Origin of the sequence: Paraburkholderia sp. BCC1886, from assembly GCF_900996245.1 — a bacterium.
Classification (GTDB): domain Bacteria; phylum Pseudomonadota; class Gammaproteobacteria; order Burkholderiales; family Burkholderiaceae; genus Paraburkholderia.
The window spans coordinates 334,550-358,337 of record NZ_CAAJGK010000052.1; the positions used below are offsets into that span (position 1 = coordinate 334,550).

The 23,788-nt window shown below is 60.9% G+C and carries 19 protein-coding genes and 1 pseudogene; 9 read left to right on the plus strand and 11 right to left on the minus strand.

Going from position 1 to position 23,788, the window contains the following annotated elements; genetic code table 11:
• Nucleotides 1–102 precede the first annotated feature (102 nt).
• A complete protein-coding gene (locus FQ746_RS19665; protein ID WP_144111303.1) occupies nucleotides 103–846 on the plus strand; it encodes a UPF0149 family protein in 744 nt (247 codons plus the stop codon).
• Nucleotides 847–892: 46 nt separating this feature from the next.
• Here the strand turns inward: FQ746_RS19665 and FQ746_RS19670 are convergent, their stop codons facing one another.
• From FQ746_RS19670 to cadR, 4 genes are all read right to left on the minus strand, one after another.
• Complete coding sequence (locus tag FQ746_RS19670; RefSeq protein ID WP_144111304.1) at nucleotides 893–2,047, minus strand: pyridoxal phosphate-dependent aminotransferase; 1,155 nt, start codon at nucleotides 2,045–2,047, stop codon at nucleotides 893–895.
• A gap of 189 nt (nucleotides 2,048–2,236) precedes the next feature.
• Nucleotides 2,237–3,649 carry an ATP-dependent RNA helicase DbpA gene (gene dbpA / locus FQ746_RS19675; RefSeq protein WP_144111305.1) on the minus strand — a complete coding sequence of 471 codons (1,413 nt, stop codon included), beginning with the start codon at nucleotides 3,647–3,649 and terminating at the stop codon, nucleotides 2,237–2,239.
• A gap of 53 nt (nucleotides 3,650–3,702) precedes the next feature.
• Complete coding sequence (locus tag FQ746_RS19680; protein WP_095417798.1) at nucleotides 3,703–3,903, minus strand: hypothetical protein; 201 nt, start codon at nucleotides 3,901–3,903, stop codon at nucleotides 3,703–3,705.
• A 54-nt stretch (nucleotides 3,904–3,957) separates the two neighbouring features.
• The gene (gene cadR / locus FQ746_RS19685) at nucleotides 3,958–4,389 is read right to left on the minus strand and encodes a Cd(II)/Pb(II)-responsive transcriptional regulator (RefSeq protein WP_144111306.1); all 432 of its coding nucleotides are present in this window, start codon (nucleotides 4,387–4,389) and stop codon (nucleotides 3,958–3,960) included.
• Between the two features lie 79 nt (nucleotides 4,390–4,468).
• Here cadR and FQ746_RS19690 point away from each other — a divergent pair, with 79 nt between their 5' ends.
• On the plus strand, nucleotides 4,469–6,769 hold the full coding sequence (locus FQ746_RS19690; protein WP_144111307.1) for a heavy metal translocating P-type ATPase: 2,301 nt from the start codon (nucleotides 4,469–4,471) through the stop codon (nucleotides 6,767–6,769).
• 24 nt (nucleotides 6,770–6,793) lie between these two features.
• Here FQ746_RS19690 and FQ746_RS19695 read toward each other — a convergent pair whose 3' ends face one another.
• Entirely contained in the window at nucleotides 6,794–7,858 is a 1,065-nt protein-coding gene (locus FQ746_RS19695; RefSeq protein ID WP_144111308.1) for a helix-turn-helix domain-containing protein, read from the minus strand.
• A 330-nt stretch (nucleotides 7,859–8,188) separates the two neighbouring features.
• Here FQ746_RS19695 and adh point away from each other — a divergent pair, with 330 nt between their 5' ends.
• Both adh and FQ746_RS19705 read left to right on the plus strand, forming a co-directional pair.
• On the plus strand, nucleotides 8,189–9,709 hold the full coding sequence (adh, locus tag FQ746_RS19700; RefSeq protein WP_144111309.1) for an aldehyde dehydrogenase: 1,521 nt from the start codon (nucleotides 8,189–8,191) through the stop codon (nucleotides 9,707–9,709).
• A 72-nt stretch (nucleotides 9,710–9,781) separates the two neighbouring features.
• Nucleotides 9,782–10,189, plus strand: coding sequence for a DUF779 domain-containing protein (locus FQ746_RS19705; protein ID WP_144111310.1), 408 nt, complete (start codon nucleotides 9,782–9,784; stop codon nucleotides 10,187–10,189).
• Here the strand turns inward: FQ746_RS19705 and eutC are convergent.
• From eutC to eat, 3 genes are read right to left on the minus strand one after another with little or no spacing between them, the layout of a single operon-like run.
• Nucleotides 10,186–10,989: an ethanolamine ammonia-lyase subunit EutC gene (gene eutC / locus FQ746_RS19710; RefSeq protein WP_144111311.1), complete on the minus strand. Its 804-nt coding sequence runs from the start codon at nucleotides 10,987–10,989 to the stop codon at nucleotides 10,186–10,188. The two genes, FQ746_RS19705 and eutC, sit on opposite strands and share 4 nt — an antisense overlap.
• The gene (locus FQ746_RS19715; RefSeq protein WP_144111312.1) at nucleotides 10,986–12,380 is read right to left on the minus strand and encodes an ethanolamine ammonia-lyase subunit EutB; all 1,395 of its coding nucleotides are present in this window, start codon (nucleotides 12,378–12,380) and stop codon (nucleotides 10,986–10,988) included. Before FQ746_RS19715 ends, eutC begins: the two co-directional genes overlap by 4 nt.
• A gap of 43 nt (nucleotides 12,381–12,423) precedes the next feature.
• The gene (eat, locus tag FQ746_RS19720) at nucleotides 12,424–13,827 is read right to left on the minus strand and encodes an ethanolamine permease (RefSeq protein ID WP_144111313.1); all 1,404 of its coding nucleotides are present in this window, start codon (nucleotides 13,825–13,827) and stop codon (nucleotides 12,424–12,426) included.
• Nucleotides 13,828–14,009: 182 nt separating this feature from the next.
• Here eat and FQ746_RS19725 point away from each other — a divergent pair, with 182 nt between their 5' ends.
• The 5 genes from FQ746_RS19725 to FQ746_RS19745 all read left to right on the plus strand — a co-directional run bounded on the left by FQ746_RS19725 (nucleotide 14,010) and on the right by FQ746_RS19745 (nucleotide 21,569).
• Complete coding sequence (locus FQ746_RS19725; protein ID WP_144111314.1) at nucleotides 14,010–14,492, plus strand: GyrI-like domain-containing protein; 483 nt, start codon at nucleotides 14,010–14,012, stop codon at nucleotides 14,490–14,492.
• A gap of 439 nt (nucleotides 14,493–14,931) precedes the next feature.
• Nucleotides 14,932–16,386 (plus strand): DUF3375 domain-containing protein, encoded by a 1,455-nt coding sequence (locus tag FQ746_RS19730; protein WP_144111315.1) that lies wholly within the window; start codon nucleotides 14,932–14,934, stop codon nucleotides 16,384–16,386.
• A gap of 2 nt (nucleotides 16,387–16,388) precedes the next feature.
• Nucleotides 16,389–17,030 carry a DUF4194 domain-containing protein gene (locus tag FQ746_RS19735; protein WP_409932410.1) on the plus strand — a complete coding sequence of 214 codons (642 nt, stop codon included), beginning with the start codon at nucleotides 16,389–16,391 and terminating at the stop codon, nucleotides 17,028–17,030.
• Nucleotides 17,023–20,397, plus strand: coding sequence for an ATP-binding protein (locus tag FQ746_RS19740; RefSeq protein WP_144111317.1), 3,375 nt, complete (start codon nucleotides 17,023–17,025; stop codon nucleotides 20,395–20,397). The genes FQ746_RS19735 and FQ746_RS19740 overlap by 8 nt, the downstream gene beginning before the upstream one ends.
• Nucleotides 20,394–21,569 carry a Wadjet anti-phage system protein JetD domain-containing protein gene (locus FQ746_RS19745; RefSeq protein WP_144111318.1) on the plus strand — a complete coding sequence of 392 codons (1,176 nt, stop codon included), beginning with the start codon at nucleotides 20,394–20,396 and terminating at the stop codon, nucleotides 21,567–21,569. The genes FQ746_RS19740 and FQ746_RS19745 overlap by 4 nt, the downstream gene beginning before the upstream one ends.
• Nucleotides 21,570–21,588: 19 nt before the next feature.
• On the opposite strand, the gene FQ746_RS19750 is transcribed toward FQ746_RS19745, so the two are convergent.
• From FQ746_RS19750 to FQ746_RS35605, 3 genes and pseudogenes are all read right to left on the minus strand, one after another.
• Nucleotides 21,589–22,278 (minus strand): hypothetical protein, encoded by a 690-nt coding sequence (locus FQ746_RS19750; RefSeq protein WP_260854105.1) that lies wholly within the window; start codon nucleotides 22,276–22,278, stop codon nucleotides 21,589–21,591.
• Nucleotides 22,279–22,629: 351 nt separating this feature from the next.
• Nucleotides 22,630–23,367, minus strand: a complete 738-nt coding sequence (locus tag FQ746_RS19755) for a putative type VI secretion system effector (RefSeq protein ID WP_144111319.1) — start codon at nucleotides 23,365–23,367, stop codon at nucleotides 22,630–22,632.
• Nucleotides 23,368–23,385: 18 nt separating this feature from the next.
• Nucleotides 23,386–23,708, minus strand: a pseudogene (locus tag FQ746_RS35605) (IS30 family transposase); the annotation flags it as partial.
• Nucleotides 23,709–23,788 lie beyond the last annotated feature (80 nt).

Consider the following 23,788-nt stretch of genomic DNA (forward strand, 5'->3'; position numbering starts at 1 on the left):
CGCAGCGAAGTGCCCAAACATTTCTTGCAAACCAATTTGCCTGGGTCGCACGCGCTATGATCGGAACCCGCAATCCCCGTCCCGAAACACACGACACCCACGATGTCCCGAGCCAAACTCAAACCTGCCGACCTCGACCGCCCGCTCTCCGACGCGGAATTCGAAGAACTCGATACCTTTCTGGTCTCCGACGTGACGTCGGAAGAGACGCTGACCATCGAAGCGCTCGACGGTTATCTGACCGCGCTGGCCATCGGACCAACTACGCTGGCGCCCAATTACTGGCTGCCGCGCGTGTGGGGACCGAGCGAGGCGGACACGCCGGCATTCGATTCCGTCGAAGAGGCGCAGCACATCCTCGGGCTGATCCTGCGGCAGATGAACGGCATCATCGCGAGCATCGAAAGCGATCCGGACGGCTTCGAGCCGGTCTTCGGCTTCGTCGTCACCGACGAACAGGATCGCGAATACATAGATGGCGGCGCATGGGCGATGGGCTTCATGCAAGGGCTCGAGCTGGTGCGGGCCGACTGGCAGCCGCTATTCGACAGCGAGGAGGGGCAGGCGTGGTTGCGACCGCTGCATCTGCTGGGCGCACTGGAACTCACGCCGGAAGAAGAGGCGCTGGTCGAAGCCCCGGAACAGGAGGACGCGCTGACCCGGCAGATTCCGGCCAGCATCGCGGCAATTTTCCGCTACTGGCTGCCGCATCGCGAAGAGGTCGACGAGCAAATGCCGGGCACGATCGAACGCGCCGACCCGAAGGTCGGTCGTAACGATCCGTGTCCGTGTGGAAGCGGCAAGAAATTCAAGAAGTGTTGCGGCGCGGCGGCCACGCTGCACTGAGGTGGCGGCGCCTGTACGGCCCTACGGCCCTATGGCCCGTTGCGCGTCAGATCGCGCACAAACGCCGCGCGCCTTCGATCAGGGTCGCGTCGTCCTTGGAAAAACTCAGGCGGATCAAACCGGAATCCGTGCCGTCGGTATAGAACGCCGACAGCGGAATCGTCGCCACGCGCGCGTCGCGAATCAGGCGCAGCACGAAGTCGCTATCGCTTTCATCGGAGAAGCCGCGAAAGCGCGCGAGCATGAAAAAGCTGCCTTCGCTCGGCAGCAATTCGAAGCGCGAACCGGCCAATGCTTCGGCCAGCAGATCGCGCTTTCTCTGATAGAACGCGGAGAGGCCGAGATAACTGTCGCGATTCGCCAAGGCATCGACGAACGCGTATTGCATCGGCGTATCGGCGGAAAACACCATGAACTGGTGGACCTTGCGAATCTCGTTCATCAATTCGGCCGGCGCGAGACAGTAGCCGATGCGCCATCCGGTCACGTGATACGACTTGCCGAACGACGAGACGATCACGCTGCGCTCCGCGAGTTCGGCGTCGCACGCCATGCTTTGATGTTTTGCGCCGTCGAACACCACGTGTTCGTAGACTTCATCCGCGAGAATCACGATGTCCGTGTTGCGCGTCAGCGCTTTGAGGCGCGCGACGTCGGTTTCGCTGAAAACGGTGGCGGTGGGATTGTGCGGCGTGTTGACGATGATCATGCGGGTCTTCGGCGTGATGGCCGCGGCCACCTCGTCCCAGTTCACCCGAAAATCCGTCAGCGACAGTTTGATGGCGACCGGCGTCGCGCCCTGCAGCCGGACGATCGGCCCATAACTATCGAACGACGGCTCGAAGTAGATCACTTCGTCGCCGGGATGCACGAGCGCGCTGATCGTCGAATACAGCCCTTCGCTTGCGCTGGCAATGACGGTCACTTCGGTAACCGGATCGTAATGCACGCCGTACAGTGTCGCGACCTTGTCGGCGAGCGCTTCGCGCAGTGTGGCGATGCCCGCCATCGGCGCGTACTGGTTGTGGCCGGCGCGCATCGCATCGGCGACACCGTCGACCAGCTTCGGGTCCGGCGCGAAATTCGGTGCGCCTTGCGACAGATTCAACGCGTCGTGCTGTGCCGCCAGTTGGCCGATCACGGTAAAAATCGTCGTGCCCACGTCGGGCAATTTCGAGCGGGCTTGCATGGCGCTCTGCATGAGGCTTCTCCTGACTCCATCCGGTTGGGGGAGATTAGGCATTAGCCAATGAACCGTCACAATCGAATCTTTGTCATGCGCGGCATGCGTTTACGTCATGACGGGTTTCCACGAAGCTCGTGGAAACCCGTCCAGGTATGACGTAATGTGATGCTCGCCTGCTTACGCGGCGAGCCAGACATGCAAGGCTCAGTGCCCGATCAGATCGTCCATCAAGCGGACTTTGACCTTCTTGCCCTTCACCTTGCCGGCGCTGAGCTTGCGCACGGCTTCACGCGCGATGCTGCGCTCCACTGCCACGTAGGTCGACATCTCGGTCACGTTGATCTTGCCGATCTGCGAGCCGGCGAAGCCCGCGTCGCCGGTCAGCGCACCGAGCACGTCGCCCGGCCGGATCTTTTCCTTGCGGCCGCCGAGAATCTGCAGCGTTTCCATCGGCGGCAACAGCGGCTCGTTGCTTTCGGTTTTCAGCTCCGACAGCTTGTGCCATTCGACATCGCGCTTCTGCGCCTGCTCGAGACTGCCGACGCGGCCCATCTCGTTCATGCTGGCGAGGCTCAGCGCCCAGCCTTCCTGATCGGCGCGACCGGTCCGGCCGATGCGGTGCACGTGCACTTCCGGATCCGGCGTCACGTCGACGTTGATCACGGCTTCCAGTTGCGCGATGTCGAGGCCGCGCGCGGCGACGTCGGTGGCCACCAGCACCGAGCAGCTGCGGTTCGCGAACTGGATCAGCACCTGATCGCGTTCGCGCTGATCGAGTTCGCCGTGCAGCGCGAGCGCATGAAATCCTTGCGCGCGCAACACGTCGAGCAGATCGCGGCATTGCTGTTTGGTATTGCAGAACGCCAGCGTGCTCACTGGGCGGTAGTGGTTCAACAATTGGCCGACCGCGTGCAGACGCTCGTTTTCGGTCACTTCATAAAAGCGCTGACGGATTTTCGTGTTGTCGTGCCGCTCGGCGAGCTTCACTTCCTTGGGATTGCGCAGGAACTGCTGGCTCAGCTTGACGATGCCTTCGGGGTACGTCGCCGAGAACAGCAACGTCTGGCGCTCTTTCGGGCATTGACGGACGACGGTTGCGATGTCGTCGAAGAAACCCATGTCGAGCATGCGGTCGGCTTCGTCGAGCACCAGCGTGTTGAGCGACTGCAGCGGCAGGCTGCCGCGCTCGAGGTGATCCATGATGCGCCCGGGCGTGCCGACCACGATATGCGCGCCGTGTTCGAGGCTGGCGGTTTGCGGACGCATCGGCGCGCCGCCGCATAAGGTCAGGACCTTCACGTTTTCTTCGGCGCGCGCGAGGCGGCGGATTTCCTGCGTGACCTGATCGGCGAGTTCGCGCGTCGGGCACAGCACCATCGCCTGCACGGCGAAGTTGCGCACGTCGAGGCGGTTGAGCAGCGCCAGCGAAAACGCGGCGGTTTTGCCGCTGCCGGTTTTCGCCTGGGCGATCAGGTCGTTGCCGGCCAGCGCGATCGGCAGGCTGGCGGCCTGGATCGGCGTCATCTCGAGATAACCGAGCTGCGTCAGATTGGCGAGCGTGGCGGGCGGCAGCGGAAGCTGGCTGAACGACGCGCCGGCTGAGGTGGGTGTGTTCATGTGGGGTGACTCGGTGTCGGCAAATGCGTACTAAGAGCGGGCGGAAAGCCGGATTATTCGGCCATGGGACCGGCGGCAGGCCGGCCTTCGATCTGCTCGTACAGCACCGAGCCGTCGTCGCCGTCGAAACGTTCGACGTAATTGCGCGCACCGCACATCGGGCAACGGAACAGGAGCCCTTGGCCCTCGTTCTTGATGACGACGTCCGACTGTTCCCACTGCGCTTCGCAGGACTGGTTTCTACAGGTAAACACGTTGATTCTCCAACTGGATTCGATGTCGCTCTCGGTCACGACGGATGCGGCGCGTCAGCCCAGATGCGTATGCCGCGCGCGCGTGATGCCGACGTCCATTTCATTGAGGCCCTGCACGATGCCGCAATCTTCCACGGCCTGTTCGCCGTGGCATTGCTCACGCAAAGTCGTGAGTTGCGCTTTCAACTGCATCAGTTCTTCGATACGCGTGTCGACGTGGGCGATGTGCTCGTCGATCAGGGTATTGATGCCGCCGCAGCCTTCCGCCGGCGCGTCCGTCAGACGCAGCAACGCGCGGATTTCGTCGTGCGTCATGTCGAGCGCGCGGCAGTTCCGGATGAAACGCAGGCGTTCGACGTGCTTCGCGGTGTAACTGCGGTAATTGGCTTCGGTGCGCTCCGCTTCGGGCAGAAGACCTTCTTTTTCGTAGAAGCGGATGGTTTCGGTCGTGCAATGGGCGATTTTCGCGAGTTCGCCGATTTTCATGGACCCTCCGGATAGCGGCCTTGACCTTGTAGTGGCTTCAAGGTGTCTACTAGACCACAAATCGTCCCAGGAAGCCACCATGCGTTATCGACAGTCAGCCGCAAGCGCTCGTACGGAATCCGCGAAAGTCTTTACCCGCGGGCATGACGAGGCGAAGTCGGGGTGTTGCGGACATGCGCACGACCATGAGCATCATGGGCACGGCCACGATCACGGTGCAGCAGTTCCGCCCGCGACGCCGTTGCCGCGCTCCGAAGCCGTCGGCGACGACGTGCGCACCGCCATCCGCATCATGCAAATGGATTGTCCGACCGAAGAAGCCTTGATCCGCAAGGCGTTCAGCCGCATGCCGGCCGTGCGCAGCATGGAATTCAACCTGATGCAGCGCGTGCTGACCGTGGTGCACGCGCCCGATGCGCTCGATGCCGTGCTGGCCGCGTTGCGCTCGCTCGATTTCACGCCCGAAGTGGCCAGCGCGGGTGCGCCTACGGTTCCTGAGACGCCCGCCAAACCCTGGTGGCCGGTAGCGCTCGCCGGGATCGTCGCGGCGGGCTCAGAGGCCGCCAGCTGGCTCGGCGCGCCCGGCTGGCTATCCGCGGCACTCGCGCTTCTCGCCATCGCCTCCTGCGGCCTTGGCACCTACCGCAAAGGCTGGCTGGCGATCCGCCATCTCAACCTGAACATCAATGCGTTGATGAGCATTGCCGTCACCGGCGCCCTGCTGCTCGGCCAGTGGCCAGAAGCGGCGATGGTCATGGTGCTGTTCACGGTGGCGGAGCTGATCGAGGCGAAGTCGCTCGACCGGGCGCGCAATGCGATTCAGGCGCTGATGCGTCTCACCCCCGACGAAGCGAGCGTTCAGCAGGCGGATGGCAGATGGCAGCAGGTCGCGCTCGACAGCATTGCGCCCGGCGCGCTGGTGCGGGTCAAGCCGGGCGAGCGGATCGCGCTCGACGGCGAAGTCGCCGCGGGCCGCTCCAGCGTGGATCAGGCGCCGATTACCGGGGAAAGTCTGCCGGTCGAGAAGCAGGCGGGCGACGCGGTGTTCGCCGGCACGATCAACCAGGCCGGCTCGCTGGACTATCGCGTCACCGCCGCGGCCGGCGACACGACACTGGCGCGCATCGTTCGCGCGGTCGAACAGGCGCAGGGCGCGAAAGCGCCAACCCAACGTTTCGTCGATCGCTTCGCCCGGGTTTATACGCCGGTAGTGTTCGTCGTCGCGCTGCTGGTGGCGGTGTTGCCACCGTTGCTGCTGGGCGGCGCCTGGCACGAGTGGGTGTACAAGGCGCTCGTCATGCTGGTGATCGCGTGCCCTTGCGCGCTGGTGATCTCGACGCCGGTCACGATCGTCAGCGGGCTGGCGGCGGCGGCCCGCAAGGGGATTCTGGTCAAGGGCGGCGTCTATCTGGAGCAAGGCCGCAAGCTGACGCGGCTCGCCGTCGATAAAACCGGCACCGTGACGCACGGCAAGCCGGTGCAGACCGGTTTCGATGTGTTTGCCGATGCGGCCGGCGATGCCGACGCCAACATCGCCCAGCGTTACAGGGCACTTGCCGCCGGTCTTGCCGGGCGTTCGGATCATCCGGTTTCGATGGCGATTGCAGACGCGGCGAAGACCGATCGCATCGCCGAACTCCACGTGGATGCGTTCGAAGCACTGGCGGGACGCGGTGTGCGCGGCGACATCGACGGGATCGGGTATTGGCTCGGCAATCAACGGCTCATCGAGGAACGCGGGCTCGGTTCGCCAGCGCTCGAAGCGCGGCTCGACAAGCTGGAGCGCGAGGGCCGCAGCATCGTGATGCTCGCAAACGCCGAACGTGTGCTGGCGCTTTTCGCGGTCGCCGATACGGTGAAGGAGACGAGCCGCGCCGCCATCGCCGAATTGCGGCGCCTCGGCGTGCAGACCACGATGCTGTCCGGCGACAACCCGCACACCGCCGCGGCGATCGCACAGCAGGTCGGGATCGACGACGCACGCGGCAATCAGTTGCCCGAGGACAAACTCGATGCCGTCGCGCAGTGGGCCGAAAGCGGCGTGACGGTCGGCATGGTGGGCGACGGCATCAACGACGCACCCGCTCTCGCGCGCGCCGATATCGGCTTCGCGATGGGCGCAATGGGCACCGACACCGCAATCGAAACCGCCGATGTCGCGCTAATGGACGACGACTTGCGCAAGATCGCGCATTTCATCCGGCTCTCGAAAGCGACGCATGCCGTGCTGGTGCAGAACATCGCGCTCGCGCTGGGGATCAAGAGCGTGTTTCTGGTGCTTACGGTGCTGGGGCTCGGCACGATGTGGATGGCGGTGTTCGCCGATGTCGGGGCAAGCTTGCTGGTCGTCGGTAATGGATTGCGGCTGTTGCGTAAATAGGCGGCGATTCGCGCGGCGGTAGCGCTAATGCTTCAACGACGCTTGCACCGTCAACCGCTCACCGCCAGACGCTGACTTCAACGTATCGGAAGGCCGCACGCCGAACAGCTTGCGGTAATCCGTCGCGAACTGGCTGAGATGCCAGAAACCCCAGGCGGCCGCGACGTCCTGCACGGACCGCGCCGAGGCTGCCGAAGCCGCCGAAGCCGCAATCAGATCGCGCCGCGCGCCGTTCAGCCGGATGGCGCGCAGATAAGTCGCCGGCGCCATCTCCAGCACGTCCTGAAAGCAGTATTGCAACGTGCGGCGGCTGACGTGCAAGCGTTCGCACAACTCCGGCACGCCGACCGCGCGATCGCGGTGGACCAGCACATAGTCGCGTGCGTCCGACACGATCGATTGCCGACGCGCTCGCGCCGGCAACGCCGCAGGCTGCTCCGCCGACAGCGCGCCGACGTCGAACAGCGCCGCGAGCACCGACGCCTGCATATGGTTGCGCGCGACCGAAGACAGCGGCGTGCTACGCGCCGCGCCATCGTCGAGCAACCGGCGCAGCGACGTGCACAGCCGCTGCTTGCGCGCCGCGCCGATCGGCACCACCTGGGCATTCGGCAGGCGCCCGGCCAGTCCGACACGTTCCACGTCCGCCGCGTACCGGCGTAGCACCTCGCCTTTCACCACCACCCCGAAAATCTCGAAACCCGCCGGCGTCAGCAGTTCGAACTCGATGCCGCCGGGCCGGAACGCGAGCGCGTCGCCCGGGATGACCTGCGCATCGATCCGGCCGATACCGCTCGCCGGGGTCGAAAAGGTCGGAATGCCGAACCAGTAAGCGTCTTTCTGAACCTCGCAGGTTTGCCGCAAAGTGTGACTCGTGGTCTCGACGAACAACTGCATGTGATCGAGGCTAAGCTCCGTCAGGCCGCCGACAAAGCGCCCAGCCGTGAGCTGGTCGTAGGTCTGATGCCAGCCGTCGAGGTTACGCGCCTGCTCGTCGGCGTCGTGCGCGACGAGCGTCTGCACGCGGAAACTGGGCCGCGTCGTGAGCGTGGCGCCTGTCGAAGTGCCGCTGGACGTGTCGATCGTCATACGGGTTCTGTGCAAACGGAATAGAACGGAACGGAAGGCAATTCCCATGCCGATTACTTTCAATGCGTAATCGATCCCCTATTCCGTCTACCAATGTCAAGGCCGCCGCGCCCGCTGTTCAGAGGATGAACACCATGCCGCGCACTGTTCACAATCACTACGCTGTACCGAACGCAGGCTGAACACGGCAACGCGGACGACCGGACGCAAGTGCCTGTCGCGTGGTGCACTGCTCACCAGCCCGGTGCATTGGCACACTTCTGGCTCAAGGGACACGCGGCCAGGCAGCCTATTGAGCCGGATATAACCCACCATGTGAGGAGCACACAGATGAATCACGCAGAAATGCAGTTTCTGACCACCGAATTTCCGTACAAAAAACAGTACGCGAACTATATCGGCGGCCAATGGGTGGCGCCCGTAGGCGGCGAGTATTTCGACAACGTCTCGCCGATCACCGGCGAAGCCTTCACCTCCATCCCCCGTTCACGCGAAGCCGATATCGAACTCGCGCTGGACGCCGCCCACAAGGCCAAAGCCGCCTGGGGCAAAACGTCCACCACCGACCGCGCCAACATCCTCAATCGCATTGCCGACCGGATGGAAGCCAACCTGCAACGCATTGCGATTGCCGAAACCATCGACAACGGCAAGCCGCTACGCGAAACAATGGCCGCCGACATCCCGCTCGCAATCGACCATTTCCGCTATTTCGCCGGCGCCGTGCGTGCCCAGGAAGGCGCGCTATCGCAGATCGACGACGACACCGTCGCCTATCACTTCCATGAACCCCTCGGCGTGGTCGGTCAGATCATCCCGTGGAATTTCCCGATTCTGATGGCGGTCTGGAAGCTCGCCCCCGCGCTCGCCGCCGGCAATTGCGTCGTGCTGAAACCCGCCGAGCAAACGCCCGCCTCCATTCTCGTTCTGCTCGAACTGATTCACGATCTGTTGCCGCCCGGCGTGCTGAACGTCGTGAACGGCTTCGGTCTCGAAGCCGGCAAGCCGCTGGCCTCCAACAAACGCATCGCCAAGATCGCCTTCACCGGCGAAACCACCACCGGCCGTCTGATCATGCAGTACGCGAGTCAGAATCTGATTCCCGTGACGCTGGAACTCGGCGGCAAGAGCCCGAACATCTTCTTCGCCGACGTGATGAACGAAGACGACAGTTTCTTCGACAAGGCGCTCGAAGGCTTCACGATGTTCGCGCTGAATCAGGGCGAAGTGTGTACCTGCCCGTCGCGTGTGCTGATCGACGAGAAGATTTACGACCGTTTCATGGAGCGCGCGCTGAAGCGTGTCGCCGCCATCACGCAAGGCCACCCGCTCGACACCAAGACGATGATCGGCGCGCAGGCCTCGCAGGAACAACTGGAAAAGATTCTCTCGTACGTGGATCTCGGCAAACAGGAAGGCGCCGAATGCCTGATCGGCGGTGAACGCAATGCGCTCGACGGCGAACTGAGCAAGGGCTATTACGTGAAGCCGACCGTGTTCCGCGGTCACAACAAGATGCGCATCTTCCAGGAGGAAATCTTCGGACCGGTGGTGTCGGTCACGACGTTCAAGAACGAGGACGAAGCGCTCGAAATCGCCAACGACACGCTCTACGGTCTGGGCGCCGGCGTGTGGACGCGCGACGGCACGCGTGCCTATCGCTTCGGCCGGCAGATTCAGGCGGGCCGCGTGTGGACGAACTGCTACCACGCGTATCCGGCGCATGCGGCTTTCGGCGGCTACAAGCAATCGGGTATCGGCCGGGAAAATCACAAGATGATGCTCGACCATTATCAGCAGACCAAGAACCTGCTGGTCAGCTATAGCGACAAGCCGCTCGGGTTCTTCTAAGCCGGATAGCGCTGTCATTTCCGTTCAAGCGGGCCGCCTCGAGCGGCTCGCTTTTTTTCAGAGAGAACATCGATGGCCGATGAGAAGGAAGTCACCCAGGCCGTACAGCGAGTGATCGCGACGCCTGCCGCGGTCGATCTGATCGACAAGTTGAAGGCCGAACACGGCGAGGTGCTGTTTCACCAGTCCGGCGGTTGCTGCGACGGCAGCGCGCCCATGATGTTTCCACAGTCGGAATTCATGGTCGGTTCGTCGGATGTCAAACTCGGCGAGATTGCCGGCGTGCCGTTTTACATGAGCGAATCGCAGTTCGAATACTGGCAGCACACGCAGCTGATTATCGACGCGGTGCCCGGCAATGGCGGGATGTTTTCGCTGGAACGCCCGAGCGGTTTGCGGTTCCTGACGCGCTCGCGGTTATTCGAGGACCAGGAGAATGCGTGGCTGGATACGCATCCTGTCGAGCGTGTGACGGCTTAGGCGGCCGGTTTCGAATCGTCGCTCACGGCGGGCGGACCGGGTTCATTGGGCGAGCCCGCCAGCAACGCATCGCTGTCGTCTTTCAGGCTGACACCGGTGAGTCCCAGACGTCTCGCATGCGTCAGCAGGTAGTGCAGTTTGTGCGCCGCGTGCGGGTAATCCAGGCCCTCCGGGCGCACGTTGGAAATGCAGTTGCGTTGCGCGTCGCTGCAGCCGAGTTTCGGCGCGTAGGTGAGGTAAATGCCGAGGCTGTCCGGCGAGCTCAAACCCGGTCGCTCGCCGATCAGCATCACCACCAGTTTCGCGCCGAGCAATTCGCCGATTTCATCGCCTAGCGCGACTCGCGCCTGGCGCGCGACCACCACGGGCCCAATGGTCCAGTCCGTGAGTTTCGCGCACACCGCCTGCAGGAGCGGAATGGATTGCTTCGCCGCGGCAAAGGCCGACAGACCATCCGCGATCACGAAGACGATGTCGGGCGATGCGGCCGGGAGTTGCTTCAACGCTGCCCGGCTCTCATCGCTCAGACGCCGGCCCAGATCCGGTCGCCGCAAGTAATGCTCGCGATCAGGCGCGGCGCTCTGTACATCCAGCGTAGCGAAATTCAACGCGTGCAATTGCTCGTGCAACACCGCCGTATCGAGCGGATGATGCACGGCGTCGCGTGCCTGCGCATGCGACAGATTGAACGCAAGTAAAGGCGCGGTAGGCAAGCTGTTGCCCGTGCGGCCCAAAGCAATGCGCGCATTGGTGAACTGCCGCAACGCCTGCCACGGATTTTTTTCCAGGAAGTCCGTCATGCGATGCCCATCCAGTCGTTCGCGCCTTCCAGCAGCGGTTGCTGCAGCGAAGCGCTCAGCAACGTGCCGCGCGAGTCGGTAATCTGCATCGACTCCAGCCACTCTTCGAACTCCGGCGCGCGGCGCAAGCCGAGTACATTGCGCACATACAGCGCGTCGTGGAACGACGTGCTTTGATAATTGAGCATCACGTCGTCCGCGCCCGGAATGCCCATGATGAAATTGATGCCTGCCACACCGAGCAGCGTGAGCAGGTTGTCCATATCATCCTGATCCGCTTCCGCGTGGTTCGTGTAGCAGATATCGCAACCCATCGGCACGCCCAGCAGTTTGCCGCTGAAGTGGTCTTCCAGACCTGCGCGCGTAATCTGCTTGCCGTCGTACAGATACTCCGGCCCGATAAAACCGACCACCGTGTTCACCAGGAACGGATTGAACTGGCGCGCCACCGCATACGCGCGCACTTCGCAGGTTTGCTGATCGACGCCGAAATTCGCATCGGCCGACAATGCGCTGCCCTGACCGGTTTCGAAGTACATCAGATTGTTGCCCACGGTGCCGCGTTTGAGCGACAAGCCCGCTTCATACGCTTCCTGCAGCAACGCGAGCGAAATGCCGAAGCTCGCGTTGGCTTTTTCCGTTCCCGCGATGGATTGGAACACCAGGTCGACCGGCGCGCCTTTCTCGATAGCACTAATCGTATTGGTCACATGCGTCAGCACGCACGATTGCGTCGGTACCTGATAACGCTGGCGGAAGTCGTCGATCATCAGCAGCAAACGCGTGATCGCGGCGAGATTGTCGCCGGCCGGATTGATGCCGATCATCGCGTCGCCGCAACCGTACATCAGTCCGTCGAGCATCGAGGCGGCGATGCCCTGCGCGTCGTCGGTCGGATGATTCGGTTGCAAACGCACCGACATGTGGCCCGGCAAGCCCACCGTATTGCGAAAGCGCGTGACGACCGGCCGTTTGCGCGCCGCCGCGATCAGATCCTGATTGCGCATCAGCTTCGAGACCGCCGCGACCATCTCCGGTGTGAGACCGGGTCCGATACGCGTGAGCGCCTCGGTGTCCGTCGTGCTGCTCAGCAACCAGTTACGAAAGTCGCCGATCGTGAGATGCGCAATCTCCGCGAACGCCTGCGGCGAATGCGTATCGATGACGAGCCGCGTGACTTCGTCGCTCTCGTAGGGAATCACCGCTTCGTTCAGAAACGTGCGCAACGGCACCTGCGCGAGGGCCATCTTGGCCGCGACGCGTTCCTCTTCGCTGGCGGCCGCGATACCGGCTAGCTGATCGCCGGAGCGTTGATTGCTCGCTTTCGCCAGCAAGGTTTTCAGATCGGCGAAGCGATACGTGCGGCTGCCGATGGTTTCGGTGTAACTCATCTTTGCAACTCCATCGCCGCTGCTTACGCAGCGGCTCGAACCGTCATTCTTCGAGCAGGGTATCGGCAGGCGCTGCTTCCCGTTGATGACGCGTCAGCAGGAAGTAGACGTAACCCAGCGCGAGGAAGATCGCAAATACGACGGCCACCAGAAAATTGAAGTACACCATGGTCGCGAGGCAGATGACCGCGGCCACCAGCGCGAACGCCGGAAACACCGGAAACAGCGGCGCGCGAAACGGCCGCTCCATGTTCGGGTCGGAGCGGCGCAGTTTGAACAGCGACAGCATGCTGATGATGTACATCACGATAGCGCCAAAGACCGACATCGTCACGATATTCGCCGTGAGCGTCTGGCCACCGAACTGGATCAGCTCGTCGCTATAGATGGCCGCGATGCCGATTACGCCGCCCGCAATGATCGCCCGATGCGGGGTCTTGAAACGCGGATGCACTTTCGAGAGAAACTCCGGCAGATAGCCCGCGCGAGCCAATGCGAAGATCTGCCGCGAATAACCGAGGATGATGCCGTGAAACGACGCCACCAGTCCGAACAGCCCGAGCCACACCAGCATATGCATCCAGCCGCTATGTTCGCCGACGATGAACTTCATCGCTTGCGGCAACGGGTCGTTGATGTTCGACAGCTTGGTCCAGTCGCCGGCCGCGCCCGCAAACACCATCACGCCGATGGCCAGCACGACTAGCGTGAGAATGCCCGTGACGTAGGCAATCGGAATGGAGCGCTTCGGGTTTTTGGCTTCTTCGGCGGCCATTGCGACGCCTTCGATCGCGAGGAAGAACCAGATGGCGAACGGGATGGCCGCGAACATGCCGTGAAACGAGCCCATGCTGAACGTATCCGCGCCCGACCAGCCGCCTTTGGTGAAATTCGACCACTGGAAGCCGGGTGAGACGACGCCCATGAACACCAGCAACTCGAAGATCGCGAGCAACGTCACGCAGAGCTCGAACGCCGCGGCAATCTGCACGCCGACGATATTCAGCGCCATGAAGATGAGATACGCGCCCATGGCTGCGTGTTTCGGCTCGAGGCCGGGAAACTGCACGTGCAGATACGCGCCGATCGCGAGCGCAATGGCCGGCGGTGCGAACACGAATTCCACCAGCGTGGCCGCGCCCGCCAGATAGCCGCCGGTCGGACCGAACGCGTGGCGGGCGTAGGCGAACGGACCACCCGCATGGGGAATCGACGTGGTGAGTTCCGTGAAGCTGAAAATGAAGGTGGTATACATCGCCGCGATGAAAATCGCCGTGATGACGAAACCGAGCGTGCCCGCGCTGGCCCAGCCGTAGCTCCAGCCGAAATACTCGCCGGATATGACGAGTCCGACTGCGATACCCCATAGCTGCCATGTGCCGAGCGTCTGCTTCAACTCGTGATGGCTGACCTTGCCGACGTGCTGACTGGTGGACTCTGATTTCATCGGACGCTCCTGAAGTAACTGCCGGCATTGCCCCGCGTGGCTTTGCGGCGCACGGACGGGCAGGCTTCAGGCGATGGTAGTGAGCCATAAATCGAAGCGTTATCGAAATTCGGCAATTTTGCGCGTCGGTCGTGATAGTTTCGTTGGCGTTCTTTGACCGTCCCGAAACCAGGAGAGAGGAAATGACCGAGCGTGAAGTCGTGATCCGGCAAGTCGAGCCGATGGCGTTGTTGTCGGTCGAGCATGCCGGCGCGTATTGGCAGATCAATCGCGCCTTTGAAACGTTGACGCACTGGCTCGAGCAACATCGTTTGCTGGCTGCAGAGTTGCGTTTGATCGGGATTTACTACGACGACCCGAGTGTCGTGGAAGAGCGCGCGTTGCGCTCCAGGGCTTGTGTGTTGTTGCCGCATCCCGTGCAGATGTCGGTTACGGTAAGCCCGCCGGTTGCCGTCACGCACGTCGATGGCGGTGAGTATGCGGTTCTGCTTCACCAAGGCCCGTACAGCGATTTGCCGGCGACTTATGAGTGGTTGTATCGAACCTGGTTGCCCGCGTCGGGCCGACAGGGCGCGCAGGCTCCCTCGTTCGAAGAGTATTTGAACAGCCCGATGGATACCGCGCCGGCCGATTTGAAGACCGAGATTTTCTTGCCTCTGGTTTGATGCCTGTTCGTTTGTGCAGCGAGCTTCGGCATTGCTTCTCTGGTTTTTAAAGTCTTCGTATATGTATACGTAGTAATAGTTAACAAGCATCGCGCCTTGCTGTGGATAACCGGAAACTTCACTGGCGGATCAATGCGTTGCGGAATCGATAACCCTGCGCGGCCGACGCTGACAGATGCAGGGAGCCAGGGACAACTTCCGGCGACCTGGTTGATGACCGACATTTATCAAGGTTTCGCCCACAGCGTGTCCGATGATTTGTACAACGGTTGTCCAGAGGAGGGTGTGGATAAGTTGCTTGAGGCGGGCAGGTCCCGCCGTGCTTTCGCACTGCTCCAAGATGTAGCCCGTCCGCGGTTCGACATGCCGCGCGCGGGTGCTGTCACGCGAGAATTGTGGACTATCATTTCCCTCCCGGCCGTCAACATCCTTTCTCGCAATGATTTTCGACTACGCCACGCTCGAGCTATTGCGTCAGAACCACCCTGCCTGGCGCTTGCTGCGTGCGGAACACGCGCCGCTCGTCGCGAGCTTCCTGCACCGCATCTTCACCGCGCCCAACGTACGGGTGATGGGAGGAGCCGATCTCGCCGAAGCGCTCGAAGACGATTTGTACGCCTTACGTGAGCAACTCGGCCCGAATGCCTTCCCCAAAGCCGCATCCGATTATCTGAACGACTGGGCTGCCAACGATAAAAGCTGGCTGCGCAAATTCTATGGCGCCGATTCGGACGAGCCGCAATTCGACCTGACGCCTGCGACCGAAAAAGCCATCGCGTGGCTCGGCACGTTGACCGAACGCAGTTTCATCGGTACGGAATCGCGTTTGCTCACGCTTTTCGAACTGCTCAAGCAGATGAGCGAAGGCAGTGAACGTGACCCCGAAGCGCGTCTCGTCGAACTGCATAAACGCCGTGCCGACATCGATGCGGAAATCGCGCGCGTCGAATCCGGCGACATCTCGATTCTCGACGACACCGCGCTGAAAGACCGCTTCCAGCAATTCACCGCCATTGCGCGCGAACTGCTGACCGACTTTCGCGAGGTCGAACACAACTTCCGCAATCTCGACCGCCGGGTGCGGGAGCGCATTGCGCTGTGGGACGGCGCCAAGGGCGCCCTGCTGGAAGAGATCATCGGCGAGCGCGACACGATTGCCGATTCGGATCAAGGGCGCAGCTTCCGTGCCTTCTGGGACTTTTTGATGTCGAGCAGCCGCCAGGAGGAACTGACGACCCTGCTCGACCGGGTGTTGGCGCTCTCGCCGATCGCCGAGCTGGAACCCGACGTTCGCACACGGCGCGTGCATTACGACTGGCTCGAAGCGGGCGAGCACACGCAGCGCACCGTCGCGTTTCTCTCGCAACAACTCCGACGCTTTCTCGACGATCAGGCGTGGCTCGAGAATCGTCGCATCATGGACATCCTGCGCGGCGTCGAAGCCAAGGCACTCGCCGTGCGAGACGTCCCGCCGCCAGGCGAAATGATGACGATCGACGACACGGCGGCCGAAATCGAATTGCCGATGGAGCGGCCGCTTTACGTGCCAGGCGTCAAACCGCGCATCGTGTCGAGCGCACTCGAGGCCGGTGACGTCGACATCGACGCGGCCGCGCTTTATTCGCAAGTCGTAGTCGACAAAGCCAGGCTCGCCTGGCATATCGACCGCGTTCTGCAGGACCGTTCGCAAGTCACACTGCGCGAACTCTGCGACATCCAACCACTGGAACAGGGCCTGGCCGAACTGGTAGCCTACCTTCAGCTAGCAAGTGAAGCGTTCACCACCGTCGTAGACGAGCAGGCCAGCGAAACAATCTCGTGGCACAGCGCTGAAGCAAACGGCGAATCCCCTACCCGGCAGGCCACACTGCCGCGCGTCATTTTCGTGAGATGAGAATGCTGGAAACAGAACAGGACGCCACGCCGTCCACGCACGATTTGTCGAGTCTGCTCATCCCCTTGCTCAAAGGCGTGATCTACAGGGAGTCGGATACGGCGCTTTGGGGCGCGCTGCTCGATCTGCAAGCCCGCGTCCGCGACTACGTCATCGTACTGAATCTCGAGCTGGTGCTGGACGAAGCCGAAGGCTACGCGTTCCTGCGTTCCCGCACGGCGCACGACGAGGAAACGCCCGCGTTACCAAGACTGATGGCGAGACGCCCACTGTCGTTCCCGGTCAGCCTGCTACTGGCCTTGCTGCGCAAGAAGCTTGCGGAGTCCGATGCCAGCGGCGCCGATACCCGCCTCATTCTTTCGCGCGAGCAGATCGTCGACGCGATCCGGGTCTTCATGCCAGCGGGCAGCAACGAAGCGAAGCTGGCCGATCAGATCGACACGCATATCAACAAGATTGTCGATCTCGGCTTCATGCGCAAACTCAAACCTGCTGCGGGACAACGCGACGGAAAAGCCGGCGTATTCGAAGTGCAGCGTATTCTGAAGGCGTTTGTCGACGCACAATGGCTCGCGGATTTCGACGCGCGGCTCGGCGCTTATCGCCAGCAGCTCGGCGGCGCAGCGGAGGGCGGCAATGACTGACATGCACATCCCCGCACTCGACTTCGTCGGTGACGACACGCTGTCCGGTTTCCGTCTGCATCAACTCGAAGTCTTCAACTGGGGCACGTTCGACGGCCGCATCTGGACGCTCAAGCCCGATGGAAAAAATGCGTTGCTGACCGGCGACATCGGCTCCGGCAAGTCGACGCTCGTGGACGCCGTCACGACCCTGCTAGTGCCCGCGCATCGTATCGCTTACAACAAAGCGGCCGGCGCCGAGAACAAGGAGCGCTCGTTGCGCTCTTACGTGCTCGGCCATTACAAGTCCGAACGCAACGAAACCAGCGGCGCGGCGAAGGCCGTTGCCTTGCGCGATCACAACAGCTATTCAGTGATTCTGGGTCGCTTCCACAATGCCGGCTACGACCAGACCATTACGCTCGCCCAGGTGTTCTGGATGAAAGAACCGCATGGGCAACCCGCGCGACTGTTCGTCGGTGCGGAACGCGCGTTGTCGATCGCGGAGGATTTCGCCGGCTTCGGCCCGGACATCGCCAACCTTCGGAAAAAACTTCGGTCAGGCGGGGCCGAGCTGTTCGATAGCTTTGCGCATTACGGCGCGTGGTTCAGGCGCCGGTTCGGGATCGAGAACGATCAGGCTCTGGAGTTATTCCATCAGACCGTGTCGATGAAATCGGTCGGCAACCTGACTGATTTCGTCCGCAGCCACATGCTCGAACCGTTCGACGTCGGGCCACGTGTCACCGCGCTGATCGGGCACTTCGACGACCTGAACCGTGCGCATGAAGCCGTGCTGAAGGCCAAGCGTCAGATGGCGCGGCTCGGCCCGCTCGTCGAAGATTGCGAGCGGCATGCGCTGCTCGTTTCGCAAGTCGACGATTTCCGCGCTAGCCGTGATGCGCTCCGATCGTATGCCGCCGAGTTGAAACTGGGCTTACTCGATAAGCGTATCGAGAATCTTGCCGCCGAGTGGGAGCGGCAAAACGCGCATGTTGGACGGCTCGAGACTGCTCGTACGGCTCAAAGAGTCCAGGAAGCCGAGTTGCGGCGCAATATCGCCGATAACGGTGGAGACCGGCTCGAGCGGCTCGGAGCGGAGATCGAGTCGAAAGACCGCGAGTGCATCGAGCGTAAGCAGAAAGCACAGCGCTATGAGGGGCTCGCGAAGATTGTCGGCGAAACGCTGGCACAGGACGAAAACGGTTTTCTGGCACTCCGCCGACGTTTGCCCGAACTGACCGAGCAGGCTCAGTCGGACGACGCGGGATTGCAGAACGAGCTAACCGAACAGAGTGTCGACTTTCACACCGGCAAAAAAGAGCATGAAGCGCTGCTGGCCGAGATCGAGAGCCTGAAGAGCCGGCGCAGCAATATTCCGGCGGAACAGATCGCGATGCGCACCGCGCTGTGCACTGCGCTCGGTCTGCCCGAAGCCAGCCTGAGCTTTGCAGGCGAGTTGCTGCAAGTGCGGGAAAGCGAGCAGGATTGGGAAGGCGCCGCCGAACGTCTGCTGCGAACCTTCGGCCTGTCGTTACTCGTCGCCGATGAGCACTATGCCGCTGTCACCGAGTGGGTCGATCGAACGCATCTCAAGGGGCGGCTGGTTTATTTTCGGGTCCGTCCGTCGGCAAGACGCGATCGGACCGAATTGCACCGCGATTCGCTGGCTCGCAAGATTTCCGTCAAACCGGATTCGCCGTTTTACGAGTGGCTGGAGCAGGAGGTGGCGCATCGCTTCGACGTGGCGTGCTGCGACACTCGCGAACAATTCCGGCGCGAGATGCGCGCCATCACGCGAACCGGACAGATCAAGGCGCCGGGCGAGCGTCATGAAAAGGACGATCGTCACCGGCTGGATGATCGCCGACGCTATGTGCTCGGTTGGACCAACACCGCAAAGATCGAAGCGCTGGAAGCGCAGTCAACGCAGCTTGCCGCGCATCTGGGCAATCTCGGCGCACGGATAGGCGGGATTCACGCGCAGCAGCTTGCACTGAAGGAACGTCTCAACGCGCTTTCGTTGCTGACCGAACAGGGTGATTATCGTGCGCTCGACTGGCGCTCGCTCGCCGCGGAGGTCGCCGGGTTACGAGACGAGAAAGCAGGTCTCGAATCCGCTTCCGATTTGCTCCAGCAATTGACCGGGCGGCTGAATCAGATGAGTGCCGCGCTCGCCGAAACGGAAAAGAAGCTCGACGAACATAAGGCCGATCGCACTCGTACCGAAGAGCGACAAAGTATCACCGGCGATCTGCATGCCCAGACTCGCACGATCCTCGACGACGCGACCTACAGTATTCACGCAGCCTGTTTTCCGCGTCTCCAGACGCTTTGGCCCGAGGTGCTCGGCAAACATCAGTTAACCGTCGAATCGTGTGACAACCGTGAAAGCGATCTGCGCAGGTGGCTGCAGGAGAATATCGACGCTGAAGAGAAGAAAGTCGCGCGCCAACGCGACAAGATCATCGATGCGATGCGTGGATATCGCGAGGCGTTCCCGCTCGAGACTCAAGAGGTCGATGTCGCCATTGATGCCGCCGACGAGTATCGCGCGATGCTTGCCACGCTGGAAGCCGACGATCTGCCGCGTTTCGAAGCGCGCTTCAAGGACCTCCTTAACGAGAACACCATTCGCGAGGTCGCTAATTTTCAGTCCCAACTGGCTCGGGAACGCGAGACGATACGTGAGCGTATCGACGTGATCAACCAGTCGTTGACGAAGATCGACTACAACTCGGGGCGCTATATCGTGCTCGAAGCCCAGTTGAGTCAGGACGCCGAGATTCGTGACTTCCAGAGCGACCTGCGGTCGTGTACCGAAGGCACGCTCACAGGCTCCGACGATGTGCAGTACTCGGAGGCCAAGTTTCTTCAGGTCAAACTGATCATCGAGCGGTTTCGCGGACGCGAAGGGCTGACCGAGCAGGATCGACGCTGGTCGGTCAAGGTCACGGACGTCCGTAACTGGTTCACCTTCGCGGCGAGCGAGCGGTGGCGTCACGACGACAGCGAACACGAGCACTATTCGGATTCGGGCGGTAAGTCCGGCGGTCAAAAAGAGAAACTTGCCTATACGATTCTGGCCGCGAGCCTTGCGTACCAGTTCGGTCTCGAATGGGGGGCCGTGCGTTCGCGTTCGTTCCGTTTCGTGGTGATCGACGAGGCGTTCGGGCGAGGCTCCGATGAATCGGCGCGCTATGGCTTGCAGTTGTTTGCGCAACTGAATCTGCAATTGCTGATTGTCACGCCATTGCAGAAGATTTATATCATCGAGCCGTTTGTCAGCAGCGTGGGTTTTGTCGATAACAAGGAAGGGCGGCATTCGCGCTTGCGCAATCTTTCGATCGAAGCGTATCGGGAAGAGAAAGGCAGGAGTGAGTCGTGAGCTGGACGACACCGGATGAACTGCGCGCACAGGTGAACCGGCTTTGGGAACGTGGCGAATTGCTCGGTAATCTCGCATTGGAATCGAGTTCGTTTCCAAAGCGGCTTGTGCTGAAAGGACCGACCTCCATGGAAATCGCGGAACGTTTCGACGAAGTACGCGAGTGGAGCGGCTCGCTGCGGGGCATGCCCCATTGCCGGGTGGAAATGCGCGAGTTCCGGCATCGGGTTTTTGGTGCGAATGCGCTTCCCAATGAGGCGTGGGTGGATAGCTTCGATGAGGCGGTCGCGCTAATCGGGAAGCAACGCGATGCGGCGAGATTCGCCGCGCTGCTGAGCATGACGAATGCGCGCGAGCCACGGCTGGTTCCATGGCTCGCGAGAAAACCGCTGCGAGCGCTCGAATTGGCGGGGATATGGGAACGTATGCTCGATGTTTGCGCGTGGATAGAGCGGCATCCACGTCCTAACGTTTATTTACGGCAGATCGATATTGCCGATGTGCATACCAAGTTCATCGAAAGCCAGCGGAGCGTACTGGCGGAATTGTTCGAGTTGATTTTGCCCGGCGAAGCGGTCGATGCCGAGCGCTCTGGTTCAAGCCAGTTCTCGCTGCGGTATGGGTTCAGGGATAAACCGCTGCGAATACGGTTTCGCATGCTGGACGCCAGCAAGGCGCTATTTCAGCCGGGGACGACGGAACAGGATATTACGTTGGATGCCGTGAGTTTTGCGCGACTCGATCCTGATGTTAGTCGCGTGTTCATCACGGAAAATGAGGTCAACTTCCTGGCGTTTCCCGCGGTCGCAGACAGCATGGTCGTATTCGGTGCCGGTTATGGGTTCGAGATGCTGGCTGGGGCATCGTGGCTTGTCGAGCGGCGGGTTTTTTACTGGGGAGATATCGATACGCATGGGTTCGCGATTCTCGATCAGTTGCGTGGCCTGCTCGGGCATGTCGAGTCGTTTCTGATGGATCGGGAAACGCTGATGGCGTTTGCTTCTTTATGGGATCGCGAGGAGAAGCAGACGGTGCGGGATTTGCCCCGGCTTACGCAGGCCGAACGGGCGCTTTACGACGATTTGAGGGATAACCGGTTGCGCGCGAATATAAGGTTGGAGCAGGAACGGGTTGGGTTTGGGTGGGTGGAGCGGGCGTTGGGAAGGGGGTGAGAGGGTGTTTCGCTTCTGCTCACTCGGCGACCACTACCGGCTTGTCGCGGTCTTTTTCAAGCGTTTTTGGCAAGACTATATACATGAGGAATACACGGGCAAGCAGGCCGGCGGACCACAAGGACATGGGCATGCCCAACACCGCGAGGAAAAACAGCAGTCCGTTCGTCCCGAAGCTCGATGAAAGCAGGCGGGCGCCTATCAGGCTGAATGGCGCAACGCCATAAGCGAAATAAACATAGATTTTCGGAAATGGCGAACGCTCTTTCAACAGGCGCTCGCAGAGTGCCGTCCCGGCTTGCATCCTGTAGGTAAAGTGCGTTTCCTCTTCGTCGAATGCCTTTTTTACGAACGGTGTCCGGTTGATCAGGTGCTTGACTGTCCCCGTGGATATAACTCCCCAATAGAGCGTCAGTAAGGTGCCTCCCAGCAGTGCTATGGACTGCACCATTAGTGGAAGCGGCGCAAATATGAAATAGCAGAAGTAAGCAAAAATGCCGAAGAAATAATAAAGGGAGAACATCGAGGTTGTCAGAATCACACCGCATACCCACATCAAGTTCGATCGGCGGTAGAGCAGTGCGACGATGAATGGAATGGAAAAGCAGACCAAGGTCACGAATACGCCGATTTTCCATGGCCATCCGGATACCGCGAGGTCCTCGGTATAGGCTGCATAAGAAACGCCAGCACCCAGTCCGGGAAGCAACAGGTTCAGGGGGGGCGGTTCTTTTTGCCATTGCCCATACTGCGTCGTTCTGGCGCTTCATTGATGTGGCTTGTGGCTGGTCGCTTGGGACGGCGATCAGTATAAAACCAGACTGGGCCACGATTTATGTGGCGTCGATATTTGAATAGGGCTAGGACACGAATATTGCACTTGATTAGAAGCAATTGTTGGTACGTGTTTCATCGCGACCCTGACTACGTTGTTGTTTCGTCATGCGCGAATCGAGGTCGAGCGACGATGAGGGTAAGAGCGATCCTGGCTGCAGCGAGAAACGAAGAAGGCGCGCCCGAACAGGTATACGGATTGACCAGGAATCACTCCATGGCTTCCTCAGTATCGGAAGTAAAGAACGCCTAAGGCGCCGGGGTCATTCGCCGTTTTGCTTTTCCTGGTGATGGCCGGCAGATCGATGTTCCTGACGTCGCTCCAGCCGAAGCCGCGAAAGATACCCTCGGCGAGTTCGACAAAACCCATGAATTTGCGTGACATCCGGAAAGCAATCAGGCCCGATATCACCATCACGCAAGAGCCGCCTATAAGCCACACTATGACCAGATTTGCCCAGTTATGCAGCGGGTCGAAGAAAGCTATCGAACCGGTCAGAATGTACATAAACAGAAGAAGGGGCAAACAGCTTTTCAACCATAGCTTCAACGACATTTTGTAGTGCGCGGATCTGCCGCGACTGCAATGCGGATGCAGTGCGACAATTTGATCGCTGATCCGTCGTATGCCATATCCCTGCCAATGGTCACCCCACTGCTCGGCAACGACTTCCACTTCGTCATCTTCGTTGAAAACGGACTGCCAGACCCATGCCTTGATGGGCTTACCATCGAGATCGAATTCGAGTAAGTCAGCTTCCTCGGTCGTATCCATTGCCATGCCACCCAGGCCGACAGAAATGCCGCCCAACCCGGCTAGCCCCGCAGCAATGGCGGTTGCTTCCATTTTCTTTCGATCGGCATCGGTAAAGAAAAAGTCCTGGCTGCGTCTCGAGCGACGAAGATGGGTTATGCGTCCCCGCAGCAAATTTGTAGATGCTTTCGATTCTGTTTCGGTAAGCATTGCGTCATCCGGTTATCGGAACAGGCGCAGCAGCCCGTTGATGTTCTCGCACATACCGCGTTGCCAGGGGCTATGCGGGTCACAGAAATACACCTTGATACCAGTTGTCTCGGCCAGCTTCCTGTGTAGCGCCATTTCCTTGCCCTGATCGTAGGTCAGCGTCTTCAGCAACTGCGGACCAGCGGTGCAAACGCCGCGCTGTAAGCCTTCAGCGCAGCCTCAGCAGTGCTATCTTCCATCTTCACCAGCATCACGAACAGCGTGCTGCGATTGATCAGTGTGCCCACTGCTGAACGGTTGCCCGCCCCCTTGATCAGATCGCCCTCCCAATGTCCGGCTATAGCAGCGGAAATGCTCGAATCATCCTCGAAGCGGATCAAAAGTGTATGGTGGGTATTGTCAGATACGAGATCGGAGGTGC